This window comes from Streptomyces sp. NPDC101393 (assembly GCF_044767385.1).
Classification (GTDB): domain Bacteria; phylum Actinomycetota; class Actinomycetes; order Streptomycetales; family Streptomycetaceae; genus Streptomyces.
Genome location: NZ_JBIWNU010000008.1, coordinates 175,807 through 199,780, shown reverse-complemented (window position 1 = coordinate 199,780; position 23,974 = coordinate 175,807). Strand labels below are relative to the sequence as shown.

Below are 23,974 nucleotides of genomic sequence, written 5' to 3'. Positions count from 1 at the left end.
GCGCACGGAAGCAGCCCCTCCGCGCCCCCGCATGCTCCCTCGTGCCCCGGCACCCCAGCAGCCGAGGAGGCTTTGTGCACGCCGTGGACCCCTACTGACGTAAGGGGCCCTGACAAGGCAGACTGGCCGATGCGAACAGCGCGAACGAATGGCACAGGGTAGGGGGACGACACCATGGACGACGGTCCGGGGCAGAGGCGGGAGCGGCTCCGCTTCACCGTGCTCGGTCCCGTACGGGCCTGGCGCGGCGAAACGCCGCTGGCGGCGGGCTCCCCGCAGCAGCGCGCACTGCTCGCCGCACTGCTGCTGCGCGGCGGACGCACCGCCACAGCAGCCGAACTCGTCGACGCCCTCTGGGGCGACGCGCCACCGCACGCCGCGCTCGCCGCCCTGCGCACGTACGCCTCCCGGCTCCGCAAGGCACTGGGCGCGCACGCCGACGTACTCGTCAGCGAATCCGGCGGCTATGCCCTCCGCGCGACGGACGGGCGCCCGCTGGACCTCGACCACGACCACGCCGAGCAGTACGCCGGCGAGGCCGAGAAGGCCAAGGCCCAAGGGGACCGCGCCCGCGCCCGGGAACTCCTCGACGACGCACTGTCCCTGTGGGACGGCGAACCACTCGCCGGACTCGCCGGCCCGTACGCCGACACCCAGCGCACCCGCCTGGAGGAGTGGCGGCTCTCCCTCATGGAGACGCGGCTCGAACTCGACCTGGAATTCGGCCACCACGCCGAGGCCGTCTCCCAGCTGACCGCCCTCACCGCCGCCCACCCGCTGCGCGAACGCCTGCGCGAGCTCCACATGCTCGCCCTCTACCGCAGCGGCCGGCAGGCCGAAGCCCTCGCCGTCTACGCCGACACCCGCCGGCTGCTCGCCGACGAACTGGGCGTCGACCCCCGCGCCTCGCTCTCCGACCTCCACCAGCGGATCCTGGAGGCCGACACCTGCCTGGACGCGCCCGCCGACCTCCAGGACGCCGCGGGCTCCGCCGAACCCGTCTTCGTCCGGCCGCAGCAACTCCCCGCCACTGTCTCCGACTTCACCGGCCGGACCGCCTTCGTCGCCGACCTGAGCCGGCAACTCGCCACCGCCGAGGGGCGCGTCATGGTCGTCTCCGCGCTCACCGGCATCGGCGGCGTCGGCAAGACCACCCTCGCCGTCCATGTGGCGCACGCCGCGCGCGAACGCTTCCCGGACGGCCAGCTCTACGTCGACCTCCAGGGCGCCGGCCACAGCCCGTCCGAGCCGGAAGCCGTCCTCGGGGCGTTCCTCCGCGCTCTGGGGACGCCCGCCGCCTCCATCCCCGACGGCGTCGAGGAACGCGCCGCGCTCTACCGCTCCGCCCTCGCCGGACGCCGGATACTCGCCCTCCTCGACAACGCCCGCGACGCCGCACAGATCCGGCCACTGCTGCCCGGCTCCGAAGGCTGCGCCGCACTGATCACCAGCCGGGCCCGCATGATCGACCTGGCCGGTGCGCACCTCATCGACCTCGACGTGATGAGCCCGGACGAGGCCTTCACCCTCTTCAGCGTCATCGTCGGCGAGGAGCGGGTGCTCGCCGAGCGCGAGGCGTCGATGGACGTGGTCGGCGCCTGCGGCTTCCTGCCGCTCGCCATCCGCATCGCCGCCTCCCGCCTGGCCTCCCGCCGCACCTGGACGGTCTCCGTACTCGCCAGCAAGCTCGCCGACGAGCGCCGCCGCCTCGACGAACTCCGGGCCGGCGACCTCGCCGTCAAGGCCACCTTCGAGCTCGGCTACGGCCAGCTGGAACCCCAGCAGGCCCGCGCCTTCCGGCTGCTGGGTCTTGCCGACGGACCGGACATCTCGCTGGCGGCCGCCGCCGCCCTGCTCGACATGGACACCGACACCGCCGAGAGCCTGCTCGAATCCCTCGTCGACACCTCGCTCCTGGAATCCGCGGCCCCCGGCCGCTACCGCTTCCACGACCTCGTACGCCTCTACGCCCGCGCCTGCGCGGAACGCGACGAGCAGCCGCCGACGGAGCGCGACGCGGCCCGCTCCCGCCTGCTGGACTTCTACCTCGCGACCGCCGCGCGCCTGTACGCCCTGGAGCGCCCCGGCGACCGCCTCGTCGACCACATGGAGACCCCGCACTACCCCGGCCTGGACTTCACCGACCGCTCGGAAGCGTTGACCTGGCTGTTCAGCGAGACCCGCTGCGTGATCGCCTGCGCCCTGCAGAACACCGGCGAGGGCTCCCTGCGGCGGGCCGTCGACCTGCTGCTGCTCACCCGCGACATGGCCGAATCCGGAGCCAACAACCGGCAGTACGAACAGGCCAACCGCACCCTGCTCGACGCCGCGCTGGAGGTCGACGACAAGCACGCCGCGGGGCGGGCCCACTGGTCCCTGTCGCCCATCTACACCCAGCTGGGCAAGCTCAGCGAGGCCGACGAGCACGCGAAGCTGGCGACCCTGCTCGGCATCGCCGCCGGGGACTCCTTCACCTCCGCCAACGGCCTCAACGACCGCGGCATCATCGCCAGCATCGAGCACAAGCTCGACGAGGCCGAGGCCTACCTCAACGAGGCCCTCATCGCCTTCCGCGACAACGACAACAAGCAGTCCGAGGCGAGCGCGCTGTGCAACCTCTCGCGCGTCCACCTGGACACCGGACGGGTCGACAGCGCCATCCACCTCGCCGAACAGGGCGTCTCCTGCTACCGGCAGGCCGGCGCGTCACGACGGCTGGGCAACGGCATGTACGCGCTGGGGATGGCCCTGACCCTCGCGGGCCGTTTCGACGAGGCCACCCAGCAGCTGACCGAGGCGCTGGTCATCTTCCGGGACAGCAGGCAGCGGTTCTGGGAGGGCATGACCTACCTCCGCCTCGCCGAGGTCGAACTCGCCGCCCGCCGCCCGGCCGGCGCGGCCAACTACGCCGAGCAGGCGCTCTCCGCACTCCGCGGCATCGGCGGCGGCCAATGGCGCGCCAATGCCCTGACGACCCTGGGCCACGCGCTCAACCAGGTCGGCCACACCGGGCGGGCGAAGGTGTGCTGGCAGGAAGTGGTGTCCATCCACGAGCAGATGGACCTTCCGGTGGACACCGAACTGCAGAATCTCATCTCCCCGGTGGCCGTCGCCTAGGCTCTGTCGTTCGGATCACGCCGGGCTCGCGGGGTCTGGCGTGATCCACACGACAGACCGTGGGTCGCGGGACTCCGTCGGTGGCCGGTGCGGACTCCGCCGCGGGCCGACGAGGTCCGCCCCTGCCCGGCCCGGACCGACCGTGCGCCGGAAAATCTCCGGCGGTCGTCGTGGGGATCAGGCAGAATCCTGGGCGTGCCGGAGGACGGATTCCGGCCCGGTCAGCGGTCGTCGGCAGACATAGTCGCGGACGTTTATCGATCGTTCATCGCTGACCGTCACTCTCTTACTACCGAACCGCCGCCTCGGGGGGCAAGCGGCTCGGTGACTGGCCACCACCACCAAGGTGTTCGGCCCTGGCCCGCCCGTCCGGCGACCCACGGGGGAGTTGCCGGCCGGGCGGACCGCACAGCGCCCATACACAGGAGTGACCATCATGAGCAGCGAAAACCAGGCCGAAAAGAGTGGCGACAAGGACATCGTCAAGCCGCTCGACAGCAATCGCCCCATTCGGCCCATGGACAGCAACCGACCAATCCAGCCCATGGACAGTAATCGGCCCATCCAGCCCATGGACAGCAACCGCCCCATCACCGACGCCGCGCTCGCGGGCGACAGCAACCGTCCCGCACCCGGTGAGGGCATCGTCACGGCCAAGGACAGCAACCGTCCGATCGCCGAACCGAAGCCGTAAGCGCGGCCGTAAAACGCCGGCCGACAGGCGGCGGGCCGTGGACGGCAGTCCAGGAACGAACTGCCGTGAGCGACTCGCCGTAAGGGCCGGAAGCAGGACCCCGCACTGACACACGCGGATCCGGGGGGATCCCAGGGGGCAGTGCGGGGCGCCCCGGGGGGCGGGGGAAAACGGGGGCTCGGGGGAGCTCGGGGGAACGGGGGAAATCGGGGGAACGGGGGGAACGGGGGCCCGAGGGGGCAAGGGGGAACCGGCGGGACCGGTGTCGATGGCGCCTAAGGGGGGAGCCATCGAACCCGGTCCCTTCGGCATGCCACATTCCGGTCGACACGCCGCACGGCACGCGGTCGCAGCCCGGAGCACGTCACACCACGCACGTAGCGCGTAGCGCGTAGCACGCAGCAGCCGACAATCCCTAAGGCAATGTCAGATCGGCTCATTCTTCGGCTATTTCAGGACACCTGGTCGAACATTTGCCCGTCCGACGGCTAGCGTTTCTCACCAAGAGACCTTCTGTACCAAGGAGTTGGAATGACCCGAATGAAGCGCACCCTCGTCACGATCGCCCTCGCGACCGCCGCCGCAGCAGCCGCAGCCACTCCCGCGATGGCCGACAGTCACACGCCGATATCCGGCACGTTCTCCACCCAGGACAACCACATCCCGGTCTCCGGAGCCTTCACGACCCCGGACAACCACATCCCGAACGCCCCGCAGGGCCTCGCACGCTAGTGGTCAGGTCGGCAGGGGCCACGCCGACCGCGCGGCCCCTGCCGACGCGAGCGCGACCGCGCTCATTCCCGGCCGGTTTCGCGGAGCTTTCGGAAGAAGGTCCGTACGTCGCCGACCAGTAGGTCGGGCTGTTCCATGGCGGGGAAGTGTCCGCCGCGGTCGTATGACGTCCACTGCACGATGTGGTTGGTGCGGTCCGCGATGTGGCGCAGCGGGATGAAGTTGTCGTGGGGGAAGTCGGCCAGGGCCGTGGGGGCCGTCGACGGCTCGGGCGGCGTGCCCGCATCGTCGGCGTGTGCCCGCTCGTAGTAGATGCGGGCCGATGAGCCGGCCGTGCCGGTCAGCCAGTAGAGCATGACGTTGGTGAGCATCCGGTCGCGGTCGACGGCGTCCTCCGGCCGGTCCCGGGAGTCGGTCCATTCCTTGAACTTCTCGACGATCCAGGCCAGTTGTCCCACCGGGGAGTCGGTCAGGCCGTAGGCGAGCGTATGCGGGCGGGTGGACTGGATATCGGCGTATCCCTGGCGGTTCCGGCTCCACTCCTGGAAGCGTTCCCAGGAAGCCAGGGTGCGTTTGCGCTCGTCCGGGCTCAGCCGCGCCAGCTCCTCGCCGCCGGGCTCCTGTGTGGCGCACGAATTCGGCAGCAGGTTCAGGTGGACGCCGATGACCCGGTCGGGCCGGGTGCGTCCGATCTCGCGGGAGATGCCCGCTCCGTAGTCGCCGCCCTGAACGCCGTACTTCTCGTAACCCAGCCGCTCCATCAGCTCGGTGAAGGCTCCGGACACCCGACGGATCTCCCACCCCGTCTCCCGCGTCGGCCCGGAGAGCCCGAACCCGGGGATGCCGGGCAGCACCAGGTGGAACGCGTCGGACGGGTCGCCGCCGTACGCGCGCGGATCGGTCAACGGACCTGCGACGTCGAGGAATTCGACGATCGAACCCGGCCAGCCGTGCGTCATGAGCAGGGGCGTCGCGTCCGGTTCCGGTGACCGGACATGGGCGAAGTGGATGTTCGCGCCGTCGATGGTGGTGGTGAACTGCGGCCACTCGTTCAGCCGGGCCTCGGCGGCACGCCAGTCATAGACGTGCCGCCAGTGGTGGACCAGCTCTTTGAGGTAGCCGACCGGGATGCCGTATGCCCAGCCCGCGCCGGGCAGTTCGTCCGGCCACCGGGTGCGATCGAGTCGTTCCCGCAGGTCGTCCAGGTCGCCCTGGGGGATGTCGATACGGAACGGATGGATGGCCTGGTCAACCGAGGTCGTCATGCGTGTGGATGCTACGTCCGGGTGCCGGAGCACGCCTCTCAGTTACGCGCGGGCGGATCCAGGGGCAGCCGCAGGTGCCCCAGTACGGAGCGCACCGCGTGCCGCACGGCGTCGCGGGCCTGGTCGGTGTGGTCGATCGTCTCGAACCCGTGATGGCCGAGCGGGACCTCGATCACCTCCACCCGCGCCGCGGAGTCCTTGGCAGCGGTCAGGAATTCCTCTGCCGTCGCGGCGATCTCCGGGATCTCCAGCTCCACCCGGGTCAGCACGATCGGCAGTGCGCCCGCGGTACGCACCGCGGCCGTCGGGCGGAACCGGGAATCGGTGAGCCCCCAGCTCGGCATCGGCGCGAGGACCGGATAGGTCGCCGCCACACACCGCAGCCACGGCGGGGGCGCCGCCAGCCAGTCCGCCGACAGCAGCCCGCCACCGGAGAAGAACCACAGGGCGACGCGCTCCCCGTCGACGCGCGGGTCGGCCCGTACCTGCTCGACGGCGTCGGCGACGTCCTCGGCGGCACGCCCGAAGTCGGTGAGGTCGTGCATCCGGTGGTCCAGCGTGACACCGACCGCCCCCAGGCTCGCGACGTACCGGCCGTAGCCGACGAACGCCGGCCAGTCCCGCGGCGTCGGCCGCACGTCCGCGGGAACCGGACCGCCGTGGACGAACACCACCGCCGGGCGGGGCCCCTCGGCATCCGGCAGATAGAGATCGACCCGCCCCCTCCGCTCGCGGCTCCGCTCCGTTACGTCCAGGAGGAACGGCCGGAGGTGGCCGGGCTGCGCGCTCCCGGCAGGCTCGATACGGTGCCCCTCCCCGGCCACCGCCCGGAGCAGCACCTCCGCCAGCTCGTCGGGGGCGGAGAGCATCGGCCAGTGACCGGTGGCGAGTTCGAAGAAACTGACCTGGGGTTCGGTGAGTACCTGGAGGCGGGGGTCCCCCAGCCCCACCTGGGACTCGACCATGGCGATGCTCGATCCGTTGGCGGTGCACAGGACTCCGGTGGTCGGGATCCCGGCGGCCGCCCCGGAGAGCCGGAGCGGCTGGGTGAGCGTCCCCACCGGCTGCGGCGCGGCCAGCCGGGTCAGCCGCTCCAGCGCGTCGGCCGGGACGCCGGCGACGCTGCCCGAGCGCTGCCATGCGTCGAGCGCCGGCGGGGCGATCTGCCAGTCATCGCCCCCGTACGGCTCGGTCTGCTGCCCCAGCCGGTCGCGAACTGCCTGGTCAGGCACCAGCGCAAGGGCCGGGACGCCGTCCTGGGCCAGCCCCGCATCCAGATTGACGACCCGGACGACCCGCTCCGGGCGGCGGTCGGCGGCGCCGAACACCGGGTGGATGCCGTAACCGTGTCCGACGAGCACCACCCGGCAGGCCGACGCGGCTTCTCCGACCTCGCCGACCTCGCCGGCCTCACTGGCCTCGCTGGCCTCACCGGCCGGGTCGATCTGGTCGATCAACTGCACCAGGTCCTCAATGTGCGTTTCCAGGTCCGTGCCGGGTCCCGCCAGATCGCGGCGATCGCCCATGCCGGTGAGCGACACCGGATACACCTCGGCCCCCGACTCCCGCAGCCGCGCCGCCACGTCCTGCCAGACCCAGCCGCCGGTGTAGGTGTCCGATACCAAAACGAATGCCGTCATGAGCGTCTCGCCTCCTCGCACGCCGTGGTCCGCGGGGCGGTCCGCCCTGGCCGTCCGGCCGGGCTGTCGGCGCTCGCCGGTACCGTAGAAGTTCCCCCAGAGGGAGGTTCAAGCCGTGTCATACGTGTCATCCGTGTCAGCCGGACCGCCCGTGCCATCCGGGCCGCCCGAGTCGCCCGAGTCGCCCGAGTCGCCCGACAGCATGTGGAGCATCGGCGAGCTCGCCGAACACGCGGGCGTCACCGTCAAGACCGTCCGCTTCTACTCGGACCGCGGCCTGCTGCCCGAAGACGCCCGCAGCTCCGGCGGTCACCGCCGATACGGCCCGGCGGCGCTCGACCGCCTCCGCACGATCCGCTCACTGCGCGCCCTCGACCTGTCGGTCCCTGATGTCGGCCGGGTCCTCGGCCAGGAGGACCCGTTGGAGGATGCCCTGGAGGACGTCATCGCCGGGCAGTTGCGGGACGTCGGCTCGCGGCTGGCCGCCCTGCGCTGGCAGGAGGCCGCCCTTCAGCTGCTGCGGGACTGCACTCCTGAAGAACGCCTCGAACGGCTGCGCCTGATAGGCGCCGTCCCCGCTCCGCCCAACACCGCCGCAGCGGCGCGCTTCTGGCGCCGCTGGCTGCCCCCACGGCTGCCGGCCCGGGTGGTCTCCGCCATCCTCGAACGAGCCGTCCCGCAGCTCCCGGACGCACCGACTCCGGCCCAGGTACTCGCCTTCGCCCGGCTGCACGCCTTCACCACCGGCGACTGCACCGGCGGCCCCGGTCACTGCCAGCCCGCCGCGCACCGTCCCGATGAGGGCTACCGCCCGGCCGTGCTCTACGACGGCCTCGTCGAGGCGTACACGCTCGCCTCGCCCGCGATCCGGGCGCAGCGGCCGCCGCACGACGGCGAGGCGCTCGACTGCTTCGTCTCCGCCTACGCCCGCTCCCACGGCACACGCGACACCCCCGTCTTCCGCCACGGGCTCAGCCGCCAACTCGCCGCGGACCCCCGCGTCGACCTCTACTGGCAGCTCATCGCCGAACTGGCCGGCCCTTCGGAACCGACCCCCGGCGCCGCCCACGACTGGCTCCTCACCGCCTTGGACAGCGAGCTCGCGCGCCAGTGAGCCCTACAGGCCCCTGCCCCGGGCCCGTACCCGTACGTGGACGTGGACGGGTACCTCTACCTTTGCACGGACCGGACCTATACCTGACGACCCATCAGTTCTACTCTTACCGTCCTGCGCGCCCCGTCCACCCAACCCCCACGGCTCACCACTCACCACTCACCTCTCCCCCACTCCACTCCGCCCCACCCCACCCGTCCGGCACCCCCACCCCTGGCAGCCAGGAGGCGCGCCGTGTTTGAGTCCGCTCGTATCGCTCGTATACAGACGCTGTGGGAACTGGTCGAGTACCGGGCGCGGGTCTCGCGCGGGGCGCCGATGTTCTTCGACGAGGACGGGCGGTGCCTGACCTTCGACGAGGTGCGGGACGAGGCGTTGCGGGTGGCGGCCGGTTTCCGGGAGTGGGGGATCGGGGCGGGCTCGCGGGTGGCCTGGCAGTTGCCGACGCGGATCGGGACGGTGATCGCTTCGCTCGCGCTGGCGCGGCTCGGGGCGGTGCAGACGCCGATCATTCATCTGCACCGGGAGCGTGAAGTCGGCTTCATCCTGGCGGAGTCGGCGGCCGAGTTCGTCCTTGTACCGGGTGTGTGGCGGGGGTTCGACTTCACCGCGATGGCGCGCAAACTGGCGGGGGACGGGGTCCGGGTGATCTCGCTGGAGGGCGGATTGCCGAGGGCCGATCCGGGTGACCAGGCGGGTTGGCCGCAGCCCCCGGAATCCCCGGAGTGCGAAGCGTCCGCAGACCCTGCGGGCCGCCCGGAGCCCCTGGCCCCCCTGGACCACCCGGAAACCTCGGAATCCCCTGAACCCCCTGCGTCCCCTGAGTCCCTTGAGTCCTCTGAGTCCTCTGAGTCCCCGCGAGAAGTCGACAGTCACCGGGGCAGTCACCGGGGTGCCACCACCTGGATCTACTACACGTCCGGGACGACGTCCTCCCCCAAGGGCGTCGAGCACACCGATGCCGGTCTTCTCGCGGGCGGGGCCGGGCTGGCGACGGCGCTGGGCATGTCGTCGCAGGACATCGGGTCCATCGCGTTCCCGTACGCGCATATCGCCGGCCCGGACTACGTCATCGCGATGCTGGTGAGCGGGTTTCCCGCGGTGGTGCTGGAGACGTTCGAGGCGGACCGGGCGGCCGCCGTCTACCGGCGGCGCGGGGTGACGATGGCGGGCGGGAGCACGGCGTTCTACCAGGCGTTCCTGGACGCGTCGCGCCGCTACCGGCAGGCGCAGCCGCAGGCCGGACGGCTGATCCCGTCGCTGCGGCTGCTGTCCGGCGGTGGGGCCCCGATGCCGCCCGAGCTGTACGAGGCGGCCGGGCGGGAGCTGGAGTGCGCGATCGTGCACGGCTACGGGATGACGGAGTGCCCCATGATCGCGATGGGCACGCCGTACGACAGTGACGAGCAGTTGTCGCGGACGGTGGGCAGGCCGGTGGCGGGGGTGCGGGTGCGGATCGCCCGGCCGGACGGGAGCGAGGCAGAGCCCGGAGAGGCCGGCGAGGTGACGCTCAAGGGGCCGATGGTCTTCCGCGGCTACACCGATCCGGGGCTGACGGCGGAGGCGTTCGACTCCGAGGGGTTCTTCCACACCGGTGACCTGGGTCTTTTGCGGTCCGACGGGCACCTCGTGCTCACCGGTCGGCTCAAGGACATCATCATCCGCAAGGGCGAGAACATCTCGGCGCAGGAGATCGAGGACCTGGTGCACACCCATCCCGCGGTGGCGGAGGCGGCCGTGATCGGGCTGCCGGACCGCGAGCGCGGCGAGCGGGTGTGCGCGGTGGTCACCCTCGCCGATCCGGCGGGCCCACCGCTGACCCTGACCGCGCTCACCGGCCATCTGCGGGCGGCCGGGCTGATGACGCAGAAGCTGCCGGAGCAGCTGGAGATCGCCGACGAGCTGCCGCGCGGCGGCCCGCTCCACAAGGTCCTGAAGGCGGCACTGCGGGAGCGCTACACGGGGTAGCGCGAGCCTCCGGCCGAACACCGGGCGAGCACCGGCCGAGAACCGGGCGATCCGGTGTCCCGCCGGTCCCGGGCGGGGCACGGTGCGGCGGACGGATTCCGGTGTGGCGATGAGATCCGGGTGGGACGGGAGTCTTCACTAGGGAGGCCCCAGGGCTGTCCGGTCGGCGACGGCCGGACCGCACGCCCAGGGGCCAGTGAAGCGGGCCGCCACCCGGGCGGCCCCGGTAGGACGTAAGGCGGCCCGGACATGACCGAAACGATCGACTTCGCACCGCAGGCACGACTGGTGGCACGGGTCGCGGAGCAGACCGCCGACGGGCAGCTGGACGCGCCGACGCCGTGCGAGCAGTACGCCGTACGCCAGATCCTGGGGCATCTCGTCGGGCTCAGCGGCGCCTTCGCTGCCGCGGCGCACAAGGACTTCGGCCCGGCCACCAGTACGGATCCCGGCTCGGTGGTGCCGGATGTCGAGCCCGGATGGCGCGGGGAGCTGGAGCGGAACCTCACGACGCTGGTGGCCGCCTGGCAGGCGCCGGAGGCCTGGGAGGGCGAAACCCAGGCGGGCGGCATCCGCTTCCCCGCCGCCATCGCGGGCCGCGTCGCGCTGAACGAACTGGTGCTGCACGGCTGGGACCTCGCCCGCGCCACCGGCCAGGACTACGCACCCGACGCGGCGAGCCTCGGCGTCTCGTACGCCCTGCTCGCGCCGTCGGCCGACGCCCCGGAAAGCAACCCCATGTTCGGCCCTCCGGTCCCGGTCCCGGAGGGCGCCCCCCTGCTGGACCGCGTGGTGGCGCTCAGCGGCCGCCGCCCGGACTGGACGCCTGCGGGAGCGTAGGCCTGCCGGGTCCCGCGCGGCCGCACCCCTACCCGTGCCACGCGGCCGCGCCCGCACCCGTCCCGCGTGGCCGCGCCCATGCCCCGCCCCCATGCCCCGCCCCCGGGCCCGGCCCCTCGGCCCGCCCGGCATCCGCCCCCTCGTCCGCCCCTTCGGCCGCCCCCGCGTCGTCCACCAACAAGGTTTATTCTGACCCCAGTTCAGCAGACCACGCGGGACAAACGGGGGCGGCAAAACAGCGTGAACAGGGCCAACGGCGACGACGACCGGGACGAGTCCCGGGACGACGACCAGGACGACCGATTCGGGGGCATCGCACCGCTCGCGGCCGGCGACCCGCAGCGCATCGGGCCCTATCTGCTGCTCGGGCGGCTGGGCGCCGGCGGCATGGGGCGGGTGTACCTCGCGCGCAATGAAGGTGGTCGCACCGTAGCCGTCAAGGTGGTCCACGAGGAGCACACGTCGGACGCGCAGTTCCGGGCCCGCTTCCGCCGGGAGGTCAGCGCGGCGCGGCGCGTCGGCAAGCGCTACACGGCGCCCGTGCTCGACGCGGACCCGGACGCCGAACGGCCCTGGGTGGCCACCGGATACGTGCCCGGCCCCTCCCTGGAGCAAGTCGTCCGTCGGTACGGGCCACTACCGGCGGACTCCGTGCACGCGCTCGCCGTCGGCCTGTTGGAGGCCCTGAAGGAGATCCACGCGGCCGGCATCGTGCACCGCGACCTCAAGCCGTCGAACGTGATGCTGACCGTCGAGGGCCCCCGCGTCATCGACTTCGGCGTCGCCCGCGCCCTGGACACCACGGAGTCGCTGCTGACCACCGCCGGCATGGTCATCGGCTCCCCGGGGTTCATGTCGCCCGAGCAGGTCCGCGGCCAGAGCGCCGAGCCGAAGAGCGACGTCTTCACGCTCGGCTGCGTCCTGATGTACGCGGTGACCGGGCTGCTGCCGTTCGGGCAGAACGCCAGCAATCAGCATGCGGTGATGTATCAGATCGTCGAGGACGATCCGGACCTGGACCAGGTGCCGGACGAGCGTCTGCGCGGCCTGATCGGCCGGTGCCTGACGAAGCGCGTCAGCCAACGTCCTGATGTGGAAACCCTGTTGGCGGAGCTGGAGGACGCCGAGGGCCAGACGCGGCGCCCCGCCGAACGCGGCGCCTGGCTGCCGGCCGCGCTGGTCGCCGACCTCGCGCAGCAGGCGGCGCGGCTCCTGGACGCGGACGCGCCGATCCCCCGGGAGGCGGAAGCGGCCGACCCGCGCACCTCGCGGGCCCTCGACCGCCCTACGGCCGCCCTACGGCAGAAGGAACCGGCCGAGGAGCCGGGCGCGGGCGCCGCGCCGGGAGCCGTGAAGCCGGAAGGGGGACCGCCCGGAGAAGGGCCGGCGGGGGCCGCGGCGGCGGATACCGGGAAACCGGAGGAGGCGGCGGGCAAGGCCGCCGAGCCGGAACGGCGTACCCGTAAGCGGACCTGGCGCCTCGCGATGCCGGTCGTCGCCGTGGTGGTGGTCGGCGGCGGATCGGTGCTCATGCTCCAGCCCTTCAGCGGCCGGCAAGGGTCGCCACCGGCGGACAGCAGCACCGCGACTCCCGGCCCCGGCGACTCCGCCGGGGCGCCCTCCCCCTCAACGCCCAAGGGCGCGAAGGGTCCCAAGGGGCCCGACGGCAAGGGCGACAAGGCCAAGGACGGCGCCAAGGGGAAGGACGGCGCCGGCACGTCCGGCCCGGCCTCCGGCGGCGACGGCGGAGGGACGGCCTCGGGCGGCGCCCCCGCCCACGCGGATACCTCCGGCGGCTCCACGGGCGGCGGCAGCTCGTCGGACGGCGGGGGATCCGGCGGCTCGTCGGGCGGCGCCTCCGGCGGCACCAGCGACGGCGGCAAGGTTCCCTCGTACTTCGTCGGCACCTGGGCCCTCACCACGCAGTACGCCCAGCAGCCCAACAAGGTGATCATCTCCCGGGTCGGGCCCGGCGAGCACGCCGTGCGGCTCATCACCGAGGAGAGCCCCGGAACGAGTCACTGCGAGCACGTGGCCAAGCTGGTGTCCGTGGCCGACGGCGGCAAACGGATCAACCTCGGCTCCGCCCCGGCGGACCAGTCCCGCTCCGGACAGTTCTGCGGAACGCTGGACCCGTCCTCCTTCACGGTCTCCGACCCCAGCGGCCTGCAGCACGATGTGGGCCCCTCCCACGGCGACGGCTACCACTACGAGCGGGCGAGCTAGGGCCTGTCGTTTGGATCATGCCGGATCAGGCCCTAACTCCCCTTCCGTAGCGTCCTCTTGAGCACCTTGCCGCTCGCGTTGCGGGGGAGTTCCGGGACGAAGGTGACTTCGCGCGGGACCTTGTAGTTGGCCATTTCCCGGCGGGACCAGGCGATCAGGTCGTCCGCGGTGAGGGCGGAGCCGGTGCGGCGGACGGCGTAGGCCTTGCCGACCTCGCCGAGACGGGGGTCGGGGATGCCGACGACGGCGACGTCGGCGATGTCCGGGTGGCGGGCGAGGAGCTGCTCTATCTCGGCGGGGTAGGCGTTGAAGCCGCCGATGATGAACATGTCCTTGATGCGGTCGGTGATGCGGAGGTTGCCGTCCGCGTCGAGGACGCCGACGTCGCCGGTGCGCAGCCAGCCGTCGGGAGTGAGAGCGCGGGCGGTGCCGGCCGGGTCCTCGAAGTAGCCGGACATGACGTGGTAGCCGCGGACGTGGATCTCGCCGGGGTCGCCGGGCGCCATCCGGCGGCCCGAGGGGTCGACGACGCGGACCTCCGTCCCGGGTATGGCGCGGCCCGAGGTGGAGGCGATGGTCTCGGGCGGGTCGCTGCGGCGGCACATCGTGACGATGCCGGAGGACTCCGAGAGGCCGTACGCGGTGAGGACGGTGGAGATCTTCAGCTCGCTGCGCAGGCGTTCGACCAGAGCCAGGGGGACGACGGCGGCGCCGGTGACGACGAGGCGCAGCGCGGAGAGATCGTGGCCGGGGCGCGCGGGGTGGTCGAGGATCTGCTGGTGGAGGGTGGGCGGCCCGGGGAGGACGGAGACGCGCTCGGCGGTGATGTTGGCGAGCGCGGTCTCCACGCCGAAAACGGGCTGCGGGATCATCGTGGCGCCGCGCAGCAGGCAGGCGATGATGCCGGCCTTGTAGCCGAAGGTGTGGAAGAACGGGTTGATGATGAGGTAGCGGTCGGCCTCCTGGAGGCCGGCGAGTTCGCTCCAGACGTCGTAGGCGCGCAGGGTCTGGGAGTGGGTGATCACGGCGCCCTTGGGGTGGCCTGTGGTGCCGGACGTGAAGATGATGTCCGAGGGGTCGTCGGGGCGCAGGCTGTCGGCCCGGGTGTGGACCGTGGCCGCGGGGACCGTCTCGCCCTGGGCGAGGAAGTCACGCAGGCTGTCGAAGTCGGCGGGGGCGTCGTCGGAGAGCACCACGACGCGTTCCAGATGCGGCAGTCCCGGCAGTGGGCCGCTGCCGGTGCCCTCCCGGGCGGCGCGGCGGAGGGAGGCGACGTAGGACGTGCCGAGGAAGGTGCCGGTGATGAAGAGGATCTTGGCGCGGGTGCGCGCCAGGACGTAGGCGGCCTCGGCGCCCTTGAAGCGGGTGTTGACGGGGACGAGGACGGCGCCGGCCGTCACGGCGCCGAGGGCGGAGACGATCCAGTCGAGGGTGTTGGGCGCCCAGACGGCGACCCGGTCGCCGGTCGCGACGCCGGCGGCGATGCAGGCGGCGGCGGCCCGCTCGACGCGCTTGCCCAGCTCGGCGTACGACACCCGGGTGCGGCCCTCGACCACGGCCTCGCGGGGGCCGTGGCGCTCCGCGGCCGTGCGCACGAGCCGGGGGATGGAGCCGTACTCCAGATCCGCCCGCATTTCCAGGTCACCGCGCATCGCACTACCTCCCGCGAAAGAGCTGACTGTCCGTCAGATTAGCGGTAGCCTCCTCCGCTGTCAGCACTGACGACCGACCACGGAGGTGGCGATGGGGGCGACCCTCAAGGACGCTACGGCAATAGCCGGCATCGGACAGACGCCCTTCGCGAAACAACTCCCCGACTCCGAGAAGACGTTGGCCTGCAAGGCGATCATCGCGGCGCTGGACGACGCGGGCATCGCCCCCTCGGAAGTGGACGCCTTCGCCTCCTACACCATGGAGGAGACCGACGAGGTCGAGGTCGCCAAGGCCATCGGCGCCGGCGACGTCACCCACTTCTCCAAGGTCGGCTACGGCGGCGGCGGTTCCTGCGCGACGGTGGCGCATCTCGCCGCCGCCATCGCCACCGGACAGGCGAACGTCGGCGTCGCCTGGCGCTCGCGCAAACGCGGCTCCGGGCCCCGCCCCTGGAAGAACACCCAGGTCCAGCTGCCCACCCCGGGACAGTGGACCCGGCCCTTCGGGCTGCTGCGCCCCGCCGACGAGATCGGCATGCTGGCCCGCCGCTACATGCACGAATACGGCGCCACCCGCGACCACCTCTTCAACGTCGCCCTCGCCTGCCGCAACCGGGCCAACCAGAACCCCGCCGCGATGATGTACGAACGCCCGCTGACCCGCGAGATGTACATGACCGCCCGCTGGATCAGCGAACCGCTCTGCCTCTTCGACAACTGCCTGGAGACGGACGGCGCGCTGGCGTGTGTCGTGGTCTCCGCGGAGCGGGCCCGGGACTGCCGGCAGCGGCCCGCCTACATCCACTCCGCCGCCCAGGGCCTGCCCGCCCAGCACCACGGCATGGTCAACTACTGGAACGACGACCCGCTCACCGGCCCCGCATGGACCGCCGCCCGGCACCTCTGGAAGGGCGCCGATCTCGGCCCCGAGGACGTCGACGTCGCGCAGATCTATGACGCCTTCACCCCCCTGATCCCCCTCTCCCTGGAGGGCTACGGCTTCTGCGGGCGCGGTGAGGGCGCGGCCTTCACCGAGGGCGGCGCGCTGGAGAGCGGCGGCCTGCTGCCGATCAACACCGGCGGCGGCGGTCTCTCCGAGGCGTACGTCCACGGCTTCAACCTGATCACCGAGGGCGTCAAGCAGCTGCGCGGCACCAGCACCGCGCAGGTGCCGGACGCCACCACCTGTCTGGTCACCGCGGGCGAGGGCGTCCCCACCTCCGCCCTGCTGCTGAGGAGTTGAGAGGCGATGAGCGCGATACGCGGCCGGAAGGCCCTTCCTGACGGCGCCGACCCCGCCGGCGCGGCCGCCGGTGCCGCTGCTGCGGCACCTGCCGGAAATCCCCGTGTGGTCGATCCCATGCCCCCGAGCGTGCCACCCGCCACTGACAATCGCCCGGAGAGCAGCGATGACCTGCTGCTTCCCGTCCCCGACGACGACGGGGCACCGTTCTGGGCGTACGCCGCGCAGGGACAGCTCCGCGTCCAGACCTGCTCCGACTGCGACGAGCCGCGCTTCCCGCCCCGCCCCTGCTGCCCGCACTGCCAGTCCTTCGCCTCCCACTGGCGGCGGATGAGCGGCCGCGGCCGCATCTGGTCCTACGTCGTGCCGCACCCACCGCTGCTGCCCGCGTACGCCGCCCTGGCGCCGTACAACGCGATCATCGTGGAGCTGGCCGAGGCCCCGCGCATCCGCCTCGTCGGCAATCTCGTCAGCGCCGCCGACGCCGCGCTCGACTCCGTCGACCCGGCGCGGCTGCGCATCGGCGCCCCGGTGAAGGTCGCGTTCCACACCCTGCCCGGTGGCGTGACGGTGCCGCGCTGGCTGCTGGAGCGGCCATGACCGTCCGCACCGAGATCAACGTCCGCACCGAGATCCGGGATGGGGTCGCGCTCGTCACCCTCGACCGGCCCGCCCGCCACAACGCTGTCGACCTCGCCACCGCCGATGAACTCGCCGCCACCTGGCGGGGGTTCCGCTTCGACGACACCGTGCGGGCCGCGGTGATCACCGGAGCGGGCGGCCGGGCCTTCTGCACCGGCATCGACCGCTCCGTCGATGTCCCGCAGCCGCCCTCCCCCTACTCCCTCGACGACCCGATGATCCGCATCGGCCCCAAGGCCAACGACCTGTGGAAACCGGTGGTAGCCGCGGTCGACGGAATGGCCTGCGGCGGCGCCTTCTACCTGCTGGGCGAGGCCGAGTTCATCGTCGCCTCCGAGACCTCCACCTTCTTCGACCCGCACACCACCTACGGGATGGTCAGCGCCTACGAGGCCATCCTCATGGCGCAGCGGATGCCCCTGGGGGAGGTCGCCCGGATGTCCCTGATGGGGACGGCGGAACGGCTGGGGGCCCGGCGCGCGTACGAGATCGGCCTGGTCTCCGAACTGACCGGGCCGGGTGCCGCAGCCGAGGCGGCGCTGCGCTGTGCCGCGGTGCTCGCCGCGCAGCCGACGGAGGCGGTCCAGGGCACCGTACGGGCCCTGTGGGCCGCCAAGGAGGCGGCCAGGTCGCAGGCGCTGGCGCAGGCCCCGCAGCTGATCGCGCTGGGCAACCTGCCACCGGACCGCCAGGCCGGACTGTTCGCCGCCCGCCGGCGGGACGGCGGCGGACAGGGGCGGGGGGAGGACGTCAGGGTCCGGTGACGCGCGCGCTCGGGGACGCCCCCGAGCGCCCCCGTCGAGAGGCAGCCCACGCGCGGGTCACCCGCGGGTCACATACGGGTCTTCTGCGCCCGCGAGACCTGGCAGTTGAACCAGAAGCGGCCCACGGCCGGCTCGCCGTTCACGGTGTAGCGGGCGGTGTACGTCTCGGTGTCGCCGGGGCCCACGACGATGCTGCGCTGGTGCAGCCCGTACGCCTTGCCGTCCGCCGGCTTCGCCCGCATCCAGTTGATCGCCATCTCGTAGGAGTAGCTGTCGACCGACGACGGGTTGGTGACCGAGACCTCGTAGGTGAACTGGTGCAGCGACTCGGAGTAGTCGCAGTCGCTGCCGTCGACGTCGGACCGGCCGTCCGGGTCGAACGTCTCCATGGTCGGCGAGGGCGAGTAGGAGGGCGTCGAGTAGTCGTCCTCGTACGTCGAGGTCTCGTAAGGGGTCGGGGACGAGTAGGGGGACGGCGCCGAATGGTCCGAACCGCCGCCGATGCCGCCGATGAGCCCGCCGCCCCGGCCGTGGCGCCCGCAGCCGCCGACCGCGGCCACCGTGGCGAGCACCAGCCCGGCCACGACGACCGCCCGGGTGCCCCTGCGAGCGGTCATACGGGTGCCCGTACGTGTGCGCTGCTTCATTCGCTTGCCCATCCCCCGTGAAAACGTCCGTGCCGCGCCACCCCTGGGGATTGACGCGTGCACGGCACCTTAGCAAGGGCGGATGACAGCCCGTACGGGTCCCGGGAATCAGCACCCAAGGGCCGCAGAACCTCCTTGGGCGTACTTGTCTCGCGGGGGTGCGCGGTCAGGCGTAGCGTCGATCACGGAGGACGTCAGACGAATCGAAGCGAGGCTACGCCAGTGGTGCGCAACGTACTCGGCTCCCTGATCGCCCTCATCGGAGCGACGGCCGCCGTCTGGAGCCCCTTCCGTCCCTGGTACGACGGCCGTCACGGAAGCGATGTCCGGATCGAGGACCTCTTCAGCGGCATCAGCGGCAAGAGCTCGGAACTCTTCGGTTCGGTCTTCCTGCCGATGGCCTTCGCCGCGCTGGTCACCCTGATCGGTGTCGCGCTGCGCTCCCGGGTGCTGCTCGTCATCGCCGGCCTGGTGGTGCTCGGCTTCACCATTTTGTGGATGGTCCGCCAGGGGCAGGCGTCCGGCGAACTCACCACCGGATCGGGCGGCTTGGGCATCGGTGTGGCCGCCGCGCTCGGCGGCGGCGTGCTGCTGTTGCTCGGCGCGCTGGTGATGCGCGGGCGCGGCGGCCGGGCGCGCGGGCGCGGGGACGTCCGCCGTGACGAGGATGCGCGCGAGCCCTACCCGGCGGCGGCACCCGAACCCTGGGACCCCGGCCGCCCGGTGACCCAGGAATGGAACCCGGAGCCCTTCGCCGGCGACCCCGCCGGCCGGGGCGGCCACTACGGCTCCGGCGAGGAACACACTCCGCCCGACCCCGGAATCCCGGCCGTGGGCGGCGCGCGGCAGGACCCGTCGCCCGATCCCTGGCCGGGCCCGCCGCAAGCGCCGCATGACGAGACCCAGCAGATCCCCAGGACCCAGCAAGCCCCGCAGCCTCAGCAGGACCGGCAGCCGCCGTCCCCACCCCCACCCCCGCCCCAGCCACACCCACCGACACGGCCGGACCGTCCCCAGCCCCCGACGCCCCCCGTCGAATGGGGCAAGGAACACCGCCAGACCGGCCCCCGGCAGAGCGACCCGGGCCATCAACAGCCGCCCGACGAACGGGAGTAGGGCGTCTGAGCACCGTCCCGTGGTCCGCCCGGAGGGCGGGGCCCGCGGCGTGCGGTGCGCACCCTCGCCAGGCGGAGGGTCTCCGCGGTACCGGTCCGTGCCGGGGAGACGCCGACACCGCCGCGAGGGTGCGCGCCGGACGCCGCGAGCCGAGCCGGCGCAGGGAGGCGCACACACGCCCTACGGGCACACACGCCACTGGCCCGCACGCGCTGCGAGCGGACCCGCGCTACCTGCGCACACACCTACGTGCGCCGCGCCAGCCCCGTCCCCTTGGCCGCGTCCAGTGCGTACACACAGCGGTCCTTGCTGCACGCGTAGACCACGCCGCCCACCGCCACCGGCGACCCGGTGATCTCGCCGCCGGTCGCGAGCTTCCAGCGCAGCTGCCCGCCCATCGCGTCGAGGGTGTAGAGGCAGTGATCGGCGGAGCCGAAGTGCACCCGGCCCTCGGCGACGACCGGGGCGCCCACCACCTCGGCGCCGGCCTGGAAACGCCAGCGCGGCGTCCCGGTCACCGCGTCCAGGGTGTAGAGCGCCTTGCCGCTGCCCAGGTGGACCGCGCCATGGGCGACCAGCACCGGTTCCGTGGACTGCCGTGCCTCGGTGGCGATCCGCCAGCGGTCCCGGCCGTCCGCCGCGTCCAGGGCGTAGACCGTGCCGAGGTAGTCCACGAGGTAGAGACCGCCGCCGGTGACGGCGGGGCCGGGCGCGAAGGCCGGCGGGCCGAGGAACACCGCGGGTGCCTCGAAGTGCCAGCGCACATCGCCGCGTGCGATGTCGATCGCCAGCACCCGGGTGCCGGCGACGACGTAGACCAGGCCGTCCTGAGCGGGCAGCAGCCGCATCGGCACACCGCCGCAGGACGCCGCGTCACCCACCGGGTACGACCAGCGTTCGGCGCCGGTACGCGCCTCCAGCGCCTTCAGCCGGGCGTCGGCCCAGACGAACACCGTGCCGTCGTGCACCATCGGCCCGGCCTCGGCCGTCTCGAAGTCGGTCTGGACGCCGCCGATCTCCCACAGCAGTTCGCCGTTGGCGGCCTCCCAGGCCTGGACGCCGCCGCCGCGCGTGCCGGTGACGACGGTCCCGCGGTCGGCCTTGAGGGTGTAGACCCAGCCCTCGGTGTTCAGCCGCCAGCGTTCGGTGCCGTCGGCCGCGTCCAGGGCGTAGAGGCTCGGGCCGTCCGAGGCGTGGATCCGCCCGTCGGCGACGGCCATCGCCCAGGCGACGTCGCGGGTCTTGAACTTCCGGCGCCCGCTGGCCACATCGAGGGCGTGCACCTCGAAGGACGTGACGTACAGCAGCTCGCCGTCGACAACCGGGGTGCCCCACACGTCGTTCGACATCCGGAACCGCCAGGGGCGCCAGCGGCCCGGCTCGGCGGCGGGCGCCTCGGCCGGGGCGGGCGCGGGCTCGACGGCGGCGGCGTGGGCCGCACCCTGCTGGGGCACGCCGGCGGTCGGTCCGGCGCCGGGCGGCCGGACCCAGTTCGTGGCGGCACCGGCCGCCTGCCCGCGCGGCTGCGCCTCAGCGGCACGCGGCCCCGGCCCTATCGGGGCGGGCGAACCGCCCAGGTGTACGGGACCTCCGGTGCCGTCCGCCGGGGGCGCGGAGGACACCGCGGCGGCCGGCATCGGCGCGGAGACGGGCGGCGCGGCGGAGACCGGGGTGGCACGGACCGTCGCGACGTCCGGGCCGAGGGCCGCGGCCTGCGGCATCGGGCCGGGGCCCGCGCCGCGCGGGTCGCCGCCGCGGTGCGCACCGGGGCCCGCACCGACATGGCCGGGCCAGCCGGACTGCGCCGCCGCCCGGTCGCCGCCCACCGGCATCCCGTCGGGCATCGGAGGCTGCTGTGCGGGCTGCGGCGGCGCCATCGGGGGCGGGGGCGGCGCCTGCGCCGGTCGGCCGGAGCTGCGGCCACGCGGGGCGCTCCTGGGGACGGTGGCACGACCGCCGCGCCGTCCCTCTATGAGCGCCACCGCACCGGCCGGCAACCAGGCGGAGGCCGTACCGCTGTCGTCGCTGCCGGAGCCGAAGAGGTGCGGGGCGAGCTGCGACTGCAGATCGGCGGGGGACGGCCGCAGGGGCGCCTCCATCTGCATACAGGACTCCAGCAGCGGACGCAGTTCGTCCGGGAGTCCTGCCAGGTCGGGGCCCTCGCGCAGCAGCATGAAGACGGTCTCGACGGGGTTGGCGCCGTGGAAGGGCGCATGCCCGGTGGCAGCGAAGACCAGCGTCGAGCCGAGCGAGAAGACATCGCTCGCGCCGGTGACGCTGCGCGAGTCGCGGGCCTGCTCGGGCGACATGTAGGCGGGCGTGCCGACGGCGACGTTGGTCATCGTCAGCCGGGTGTTCGACACCCCGGAGGCGATCCCGAAGTCGATCACCCGGGGGCCGTCCTCGACGACCAGGACGTTCGACGGCTTGAGGTCGCGGTGCACCAGGCCCGCGCCGTGGATGGACTGCAGCGCCTCGGCGATCCCGGCCGCCAGCCACCGCACCGCCTGGGCCGGCAGCGGCCCGCACTCATTGACTATTTCCTCAAGGGAGGGCGCGGGGACGTAGGCCGTCGCGAGCCAGGGCACCGCCGCCCGCGGATCGGCGTCGACCACCGCCGCGGTGTAGAAGCCGCTGACCGCGCGGGCCGCCTCGACCTCGCGGGTGAAGCGCACCCGGAACAGCTGGTCCTCGGCGAGCTCCGTGCGCACCGTCTTGATGGCCACGCGCCTGCCGGACGCCGAACGCGCCAGATAGACCAGTCCCATGCCACCGGCCCCGAGACGGCCGAGCACCTCGAACGGGCCGATCCGACGGGGATCGTGCTGCGTCAGCTGTGTCAGCTGCTCCACCACTTGCCTGCCACCTCCCCGTGGGGCGTAAAAAAAGAGACTCTCAAAAGCCACGAGCCGCCGAGAGCCACTGCCCCGTGCAGCGTCTCCCCGCCTGCGGCGAGGACTGTCGAAACGGCCGTACGCGTACTGATTGTTCCTGGCCGGGCCGACGGTTGCGAACCCGGGGCCCGCACGTCGTGTCACGGATCACCCCCAGCAGTACGCATCGATGCCGTTACCGGGCGTAATGCACCCCCGCCTGACCTGCTCCGATACGTCCCCGAACGTGAGTGGCCGGGTGGTTACCGGCCGGTTGCGGAACCCCCCTGCGCACCCCCGATTCCGCACGCTCGCCCAATTCTGCGGTGCCGGGGGCTATTTCGGGGCCATGACTCCGAAGGTGGCGCCTTGATTGTCACGGAAGACCGCAAACGGACCGCCCGAGGTCTCCTTCGGTTCGACCACGACACTGCCGCCGAGGCCGGTCGCGGTCCGCACGGCGGACGCCATGTCGTCGACCAGGAAGCAGACGGTGAAGGACGCCGGCACGTCCGAGGGCGCGCCCTCGTCCCGCGCGATACGGCAGCCGATCTCGCGGGGCGCTCCGGGCACCCGCCAGGGCAGCAGGCCGGGGCGGGCCAGCGAGCTGTCGGCGGCGCCCTGGAAGCCGAAGACCTGCTCGTAGAAGGCGTCGGCCCCGTCGGGGTCGGGGGTGTGCAGGCCCATCCAGATGTAGCCGCCGGGCTCGTCCACCGTCTCGAAGCCCTGGTGCTCGCCCGCCTGCCAGGCGCCGAAGACCGCTCCGGCCGGGTCGGTCGCGATCATCATCGAGCCCAGGTCGGCGACCGCCATCGGGCCCGCGACGATCTGCCCGCCCGCCGCGCGGACGGCGGCCTCGGTCCGCCCGATGTCGTCGGTGGCGAAGTAGATCCCCCACGCCGTGGGCATCGACGCGTCCTGCACCGGCATCAGCCCGGCGGCCTTCTTGCCGTTGCGGAGGGCCTGGGTGTAGCCACCGAACTCCGGGGCGCCTTCGGTGAACGTCCAGCCGAGGACTTCGCCGTAGAAGCGCTTGCCCTTTTCGAGATCGGGCAGCGAAGCATCCGCCCAGCAGGGCGCGCCGGCCACAAATGCACTCATAGGCCCACGCTAGCGCCGGTTCGCGCATGCCGCCCGGCAAGGAGGTCGCCGGACGACCCCGCCGGATTCGGGGTTCCGGCCTTCGGAACCGTGATCAACAAGCCGCACCGACCCCGCACTTGATGTGCTCGACCGTTCACTTGTCCACCGAAGTTTTCCACAGCCTGTTGATAAGGCCATTCACCGGTTCGGGTCAACCGGACGCATTCCATGAAACCCGCAGGCGCATCCGCCGGATCTGGTGCGCCGCACCCGCGCCGGGGCCGCCACCAGGGCGGCAAGGGCGGCAAGGGAGGAAGCCGAGCGCCCTGAACTGCCCCATCCCCATTTGCAGGCAGCC

Annotated in this window: 17 protein-coding genes; 11 read left to right on the top strand and 6 right to left on the bottom strand. The window is 72.7% G+C overall.

Annotated features, from left to right (window positions below):
* Nucleotides 1-174: 174 nt before the first annotated feature.
* From ACIRQ7_RS25720 to ACIRQ7_RS25710, 3 genes are all read left to right on the top strand, one after another.
* Nucleotides 175-3,117 (top strand): BTAD domain-containing putative transcriptional regulator, encoded by a 2,943-nt coding sequence (locus tag ACIRQ7_RS25720; RefSeq protein ID WP_404265065.1) that lies wholly within the window; start codon nt 175-177, stop codon nt 3,115-3,117.
* Nucleotides 3,118-3,553: 436 nt separating this feature from the next.
* Nucleotides 3,554-3,811, top strand: coding sequence for a laminin G (locus ACIRQ7_RS25715; protein WP_404265064.1), 258 nt, complete (start codon nt 3,554-3,556; stop codon nt 3,809-3,811).
* Between the two features lie 531 nt (nt 3,812-4,342).
* Nucleotides 4,343-4,543, top strand: a complete 201-nt coding sequence (locus ACIRQ7_RS25710; RefSeq protein ID WP_404265063.1) for a hypothetical protein — start codon at nt 4,343-4,345, stop codon at nt 4,541-4,543.
* 62 nt (nt 4,544-4,605) lie between these two features.
* Here ACIRQ7_RS25710 and ACIRQ7_RS25705 read toward each other — a convergent pair whose 3' ends face one another.
* Together ACIRQ7_RS25705 and ACIRQ7_RS25700 are read right to left on the bottom strand one after the other, a co-directional pair.
* Nucleotides 4,606-5,808 carry an epoxide hydrolase family protein gene (locus ACIRQ7_RS25705; RefSeq protein ID WP_404265062.1) on the bottom strand — a complete coding sequence of 401 codons (1,203 nt, stop codon included), beginning with the start codon at nt 5,806-5,808 and terminating at the stop codon, nt 4,606-4,608.
* A gap of 38 nt (nt 5,809-5,846) precedes the next feature.
* Entirely contained in the window at nt 5,847-7,448 is a 1,602-nt protein-coding gene (locus tag ACIRQ7_RS25700; RefSeq protein ID WP_404265061.1) for an alpha/beta fold hydrolase, read from the bottom strand.
* Between the two features lie 202 nt (nt 7,449-7,650).
* Between ACIRQ7_RS25700 and ACIRQ7_RS25695 the strand changes: the two genes are divergently transcribed.
* From ACIRQ7_RS25695 to ACIRQ7_RS25680, 4 genes are all read left to right on the top strand, one after another.
* Nucleotides 7,651-8,562: a MerR family transcriptional regulator gene (locus ACIRQ7_RS25695; protein ID WP_404265290.1), complete on the top strand. Its 912-nt coding sequence runs from the start codon at nt 7,651-7,653 to the stop codon at nt 8,560-8,562.
* Between the two features lie 234 nt (nt 8,563-8,796).
* Nucleotides 8,797-10,530, top strand: a complete 1,734-nt coding sequence (locus ACIRQ7_RS25690) for a class I adenylate-forming enzyme family protein (protein WP_404265060.1) — start codon at nt 8,797-8,799, stop codon at nt 10,528-10,530.
* Between the two features lie 249 nt (nt 10,531-10,779).
* The gene (locus ACIRQ7_RS25685) at nt 10,780-11,370 is read left to right on the top strand and encodes a TIGR03086 family metal-binding protein (RefSeq protein WP_401474747.1); all 591 of its coding nucleotides are present in this window, start codon (nt 10,780-10,782) and stop codon (nt 11,368-11,370) included.
* Nucleotides 11,371-11,610: 240 nt separating this feature from the next.
* Nucleotides 11,611-13,596 (top strand): protein kinase, encoded by a 1,986-nt coding sequence (locus tag ACIRQ7_RS25680; protein ID WP_404265059.1) that lies wholly within the window; start codon nt 11,611-11,613, stop codon nt 13,594-13,596.
* A 32-nt stretch (nt 13,597-13,628) separates the two neighbouring features.
* Here ACIRQ7_RS25680 and ACIRQ7_RS25675 read toward each other — a convergent pair whose 3' ends face one another.
* Nucleotides 13,629-15,248 carry a FadD3 family acyl-CoA ligase gene (locus ACIRQ7_RS25675; protein ID WP_404265058.1) on the bottom strand — a complete coding sequence of 540 codons (1,620 nt, stop codon included), beginning with the start codon at nt 15,246-15,248 and terminating at the stop codon, nt 13,629-13,631.
* A 91-nt stretch (nt 15,249-15,339) separates the two neighbouring features.
* Between ACIRQ7_RS25675 and ACIRQ7_RS25670 the strand changes: the two genes are divergently transcribed.
* The 3 genes from ACIRQ7_RS25670 to ACIRQ7_RS25660 all read left to right on the top strand — a co-directional run bounded on the left by ACIRQ7_RS25670 (nt 15,340) and on the right by ACIRQ7_RS25660 (nt 17,897).
* Nucleotides 15,340-16,491 (top strand): lipid-transfer protein, encoded by a 1,152-nt coding sequence (locus ACIRQ7_RS25670; RefSeq protein WP_404265057.1) that lies wholly within the window; start codon nt 15,340-15,342, stop codon nt 16,489-16,491.
* Nucleotides 16,492-16,608: 117 nt separating this feature from the next.
* Nucleotides 16,609-17,091 carry a Zn-ribbon domain-containing OB-fold protein gene (locus ACIRQ7_RS25665; protein WP_401474849.1) on the top strand — a complete coding sequence of 161 codons (483 nt, stop codon included), beginning with the start codon at nt 16,609-16,611 and terminating at the stop codon, nt 17,089-17,091.
* Nucleotides 17,088-17,897 (top strand): enoyl-CoA hydratase/isomerase family protein, encoded by an 810-nt coding sequence (locus ACIRQ7_RS25660; protein ID WP_404265056.1) that lies wholly within the window; start codon nt 17,088-17,090, stop codon nt 17,895-17,897. Before ACIRQ7_RS25665 ends, ACIRQ7_RS25660 begins: the two co-directional genes overlap by 4 nt.
* A gap of 68 nt (nt 17,898-17,965) precedes the next feature.
* Here ACIRQ7_RS25660 and ACIRQ7_RS25655 read toward each other — a convergent pair whose 3' ends face one another.
* Complete coding sequence (locus ACIRQ7_RS25655; protein ID WP_404265055.1) at nt 17,966-18,514, bottom strand: hypothetical protein; 549 nt, start codon at nt 18,512-18,514, stop codon at nt 17,966-17,968.
* Nucleotides 18,515-18,766: 252 nt separating this feature from the next.
* Between ACIRQ7_RS25655 and ACIRQ7_RS25650 the strand changes: the two genes are divergently transcribed.
* Nucleotides 18,767-19,660 carry a hypothetical protein gene (locus tag ACIRQ7_RS25650; protein ID WP_404265054.1) on the top strand — a complete coding sequence of 298 codons (894 nt, stop codon included), beginning with the start codon at nt 18,767-18,769 and terminating at the stop codon, nt 19,658-19,660.
* 245 nt (nt 19,661-19,905) lie between these two features.
* On the opposite strand, the gene ACIRQ7_RS25645 is transcribed toward ACIRQ7_RS25650, so the two are convergent.
* Both ACIRQ7_RS25645 and ACIRQ7_RS25640 read right to left on the bottom strand, forming a co-directional pair.
* Complete coding sequence (locus ACIRQ7_RS25645; RefSeq protein ID WP_404265289.1) at nt 19,906-22,503, bottom strand: PQQ-binding-like beta-propeller repeat protein; 2,598 nt, start codon at nt 22,501-22,503, stop codon at nt 19,906-19,908.
* Between the two features lie 366 nt (nt 22,504-22,869).
* On the bottom strand, nt 22,870-23,634 hold the full coding sequence (locus tag ACIRQ7_RS25640) for a VOC family protein (RefSeq protein ID WP_404265053.1): 765 nt from the start codon (nt 23,632-23,634) through the stop codon (nt 22,870-22,872).
* Nucleotides 23,635-23,974 lie beyond the last annotated feature (340 nt).

Excerpts from the sequence above, each read along its gene's own strand:
- ACIRQ7_RS25715 (WP_404265064.1), top strand. The coding sequence starts at position 3,554 with ATGAGCAGCGAAAACCAGGCCGAAAAGAGTGGCGACAAGGACATCGTC.
- ACIRQ7_RS25670 (WP_404265057.1), top strand. The coding sequence starts at position 15,340 with ATGGGGGCGACCCTCAAGGACGCTACGGCAATAGCCGGCATCGGACAG.
- ACIRQ7_RS25700 (WP_404265061.1), bottom strand. The coding sequence starts at position 7,448 with ATGACGGCATTCGTTTTGGTATCGGACACCTACACCGGCGGCTGGGTC.
- ACIRQ7_RS25665 (WP_401474849.1), top strand. The coding sequence starts at position 16,609 with ATGCCCCCGAGCGTGCCACCCGCCACTGACAATCGCCCGGAGAGCAGC.
- ACIRQ7_RS25685 (WP_401474747.1), top strand. The coding sequence starts at position 10,780 with ATGACCGAAACGATCGACTTCGCACCGCAGGCACGACTGGTGGCACGG.
- ACIRQ7_RS25720 (WP_404265065.1), top strand. The coding sequence starts at position 175 with ATGGACGACGGTCCGGGGCAGAGGCGGGAGCGGCTCCGCTTCACCGTG.
- ACIRQ7_RS25705 (WP_404265062.1), bottom strand. The coding sequence starts at position 5,808 with ATGACGACCTCGGTTGACCAGGCCATCCATCCGTTCCGTATCGACATC.
- ACIRQ7_RS25675 (WP_404265058.1), bottom strand. The coding sequence starts at position 15,248 with ATGCGCGGTGACCTGGAAATGCGGGCGGATCTGGAGTACGGCTCCATC.
- ACIRQ7_RS25640 (WP_404265053.1), bottom strand. The coding sequence starts at position 23,634 with ATGAGTGCATTTGTGGCCGGCGCGCCCTGCTGGGCGGATGCTTCGCTG.
- ACIRQ7_RS25660 (WP_404265056.1), top strand. The coding sequence starts at position 17,088 with ATGACCGTCCGCACCGAGATCAACGTCCGCACCGAGATCCGGGATGGG.
- ACIRQ7_RS25695 (WP_404265290.1), top strand. The coding sequence starts at position 7,651 with ATGTGGAGCATCGGCGAGCTCGCCGAACACGCGGGCGTCACCGTCAAG.
- ACIRQ7_RS25655 (WP_404265055.1), bottom strand. The coding sequence starts at position 18,514 with ATGACCGCTCGCAGGGGCACCCGGGCGGTCGTCGTGGCCGGGCTGGTG.
- ACIRQ7_RS25710 (WP_404265063.1), top strand. The coding sequence starts at position 4,343 with ATGACCCGAATGAAGCGCACCCTCGTCACGATCGCCCTCGCGACCGCC.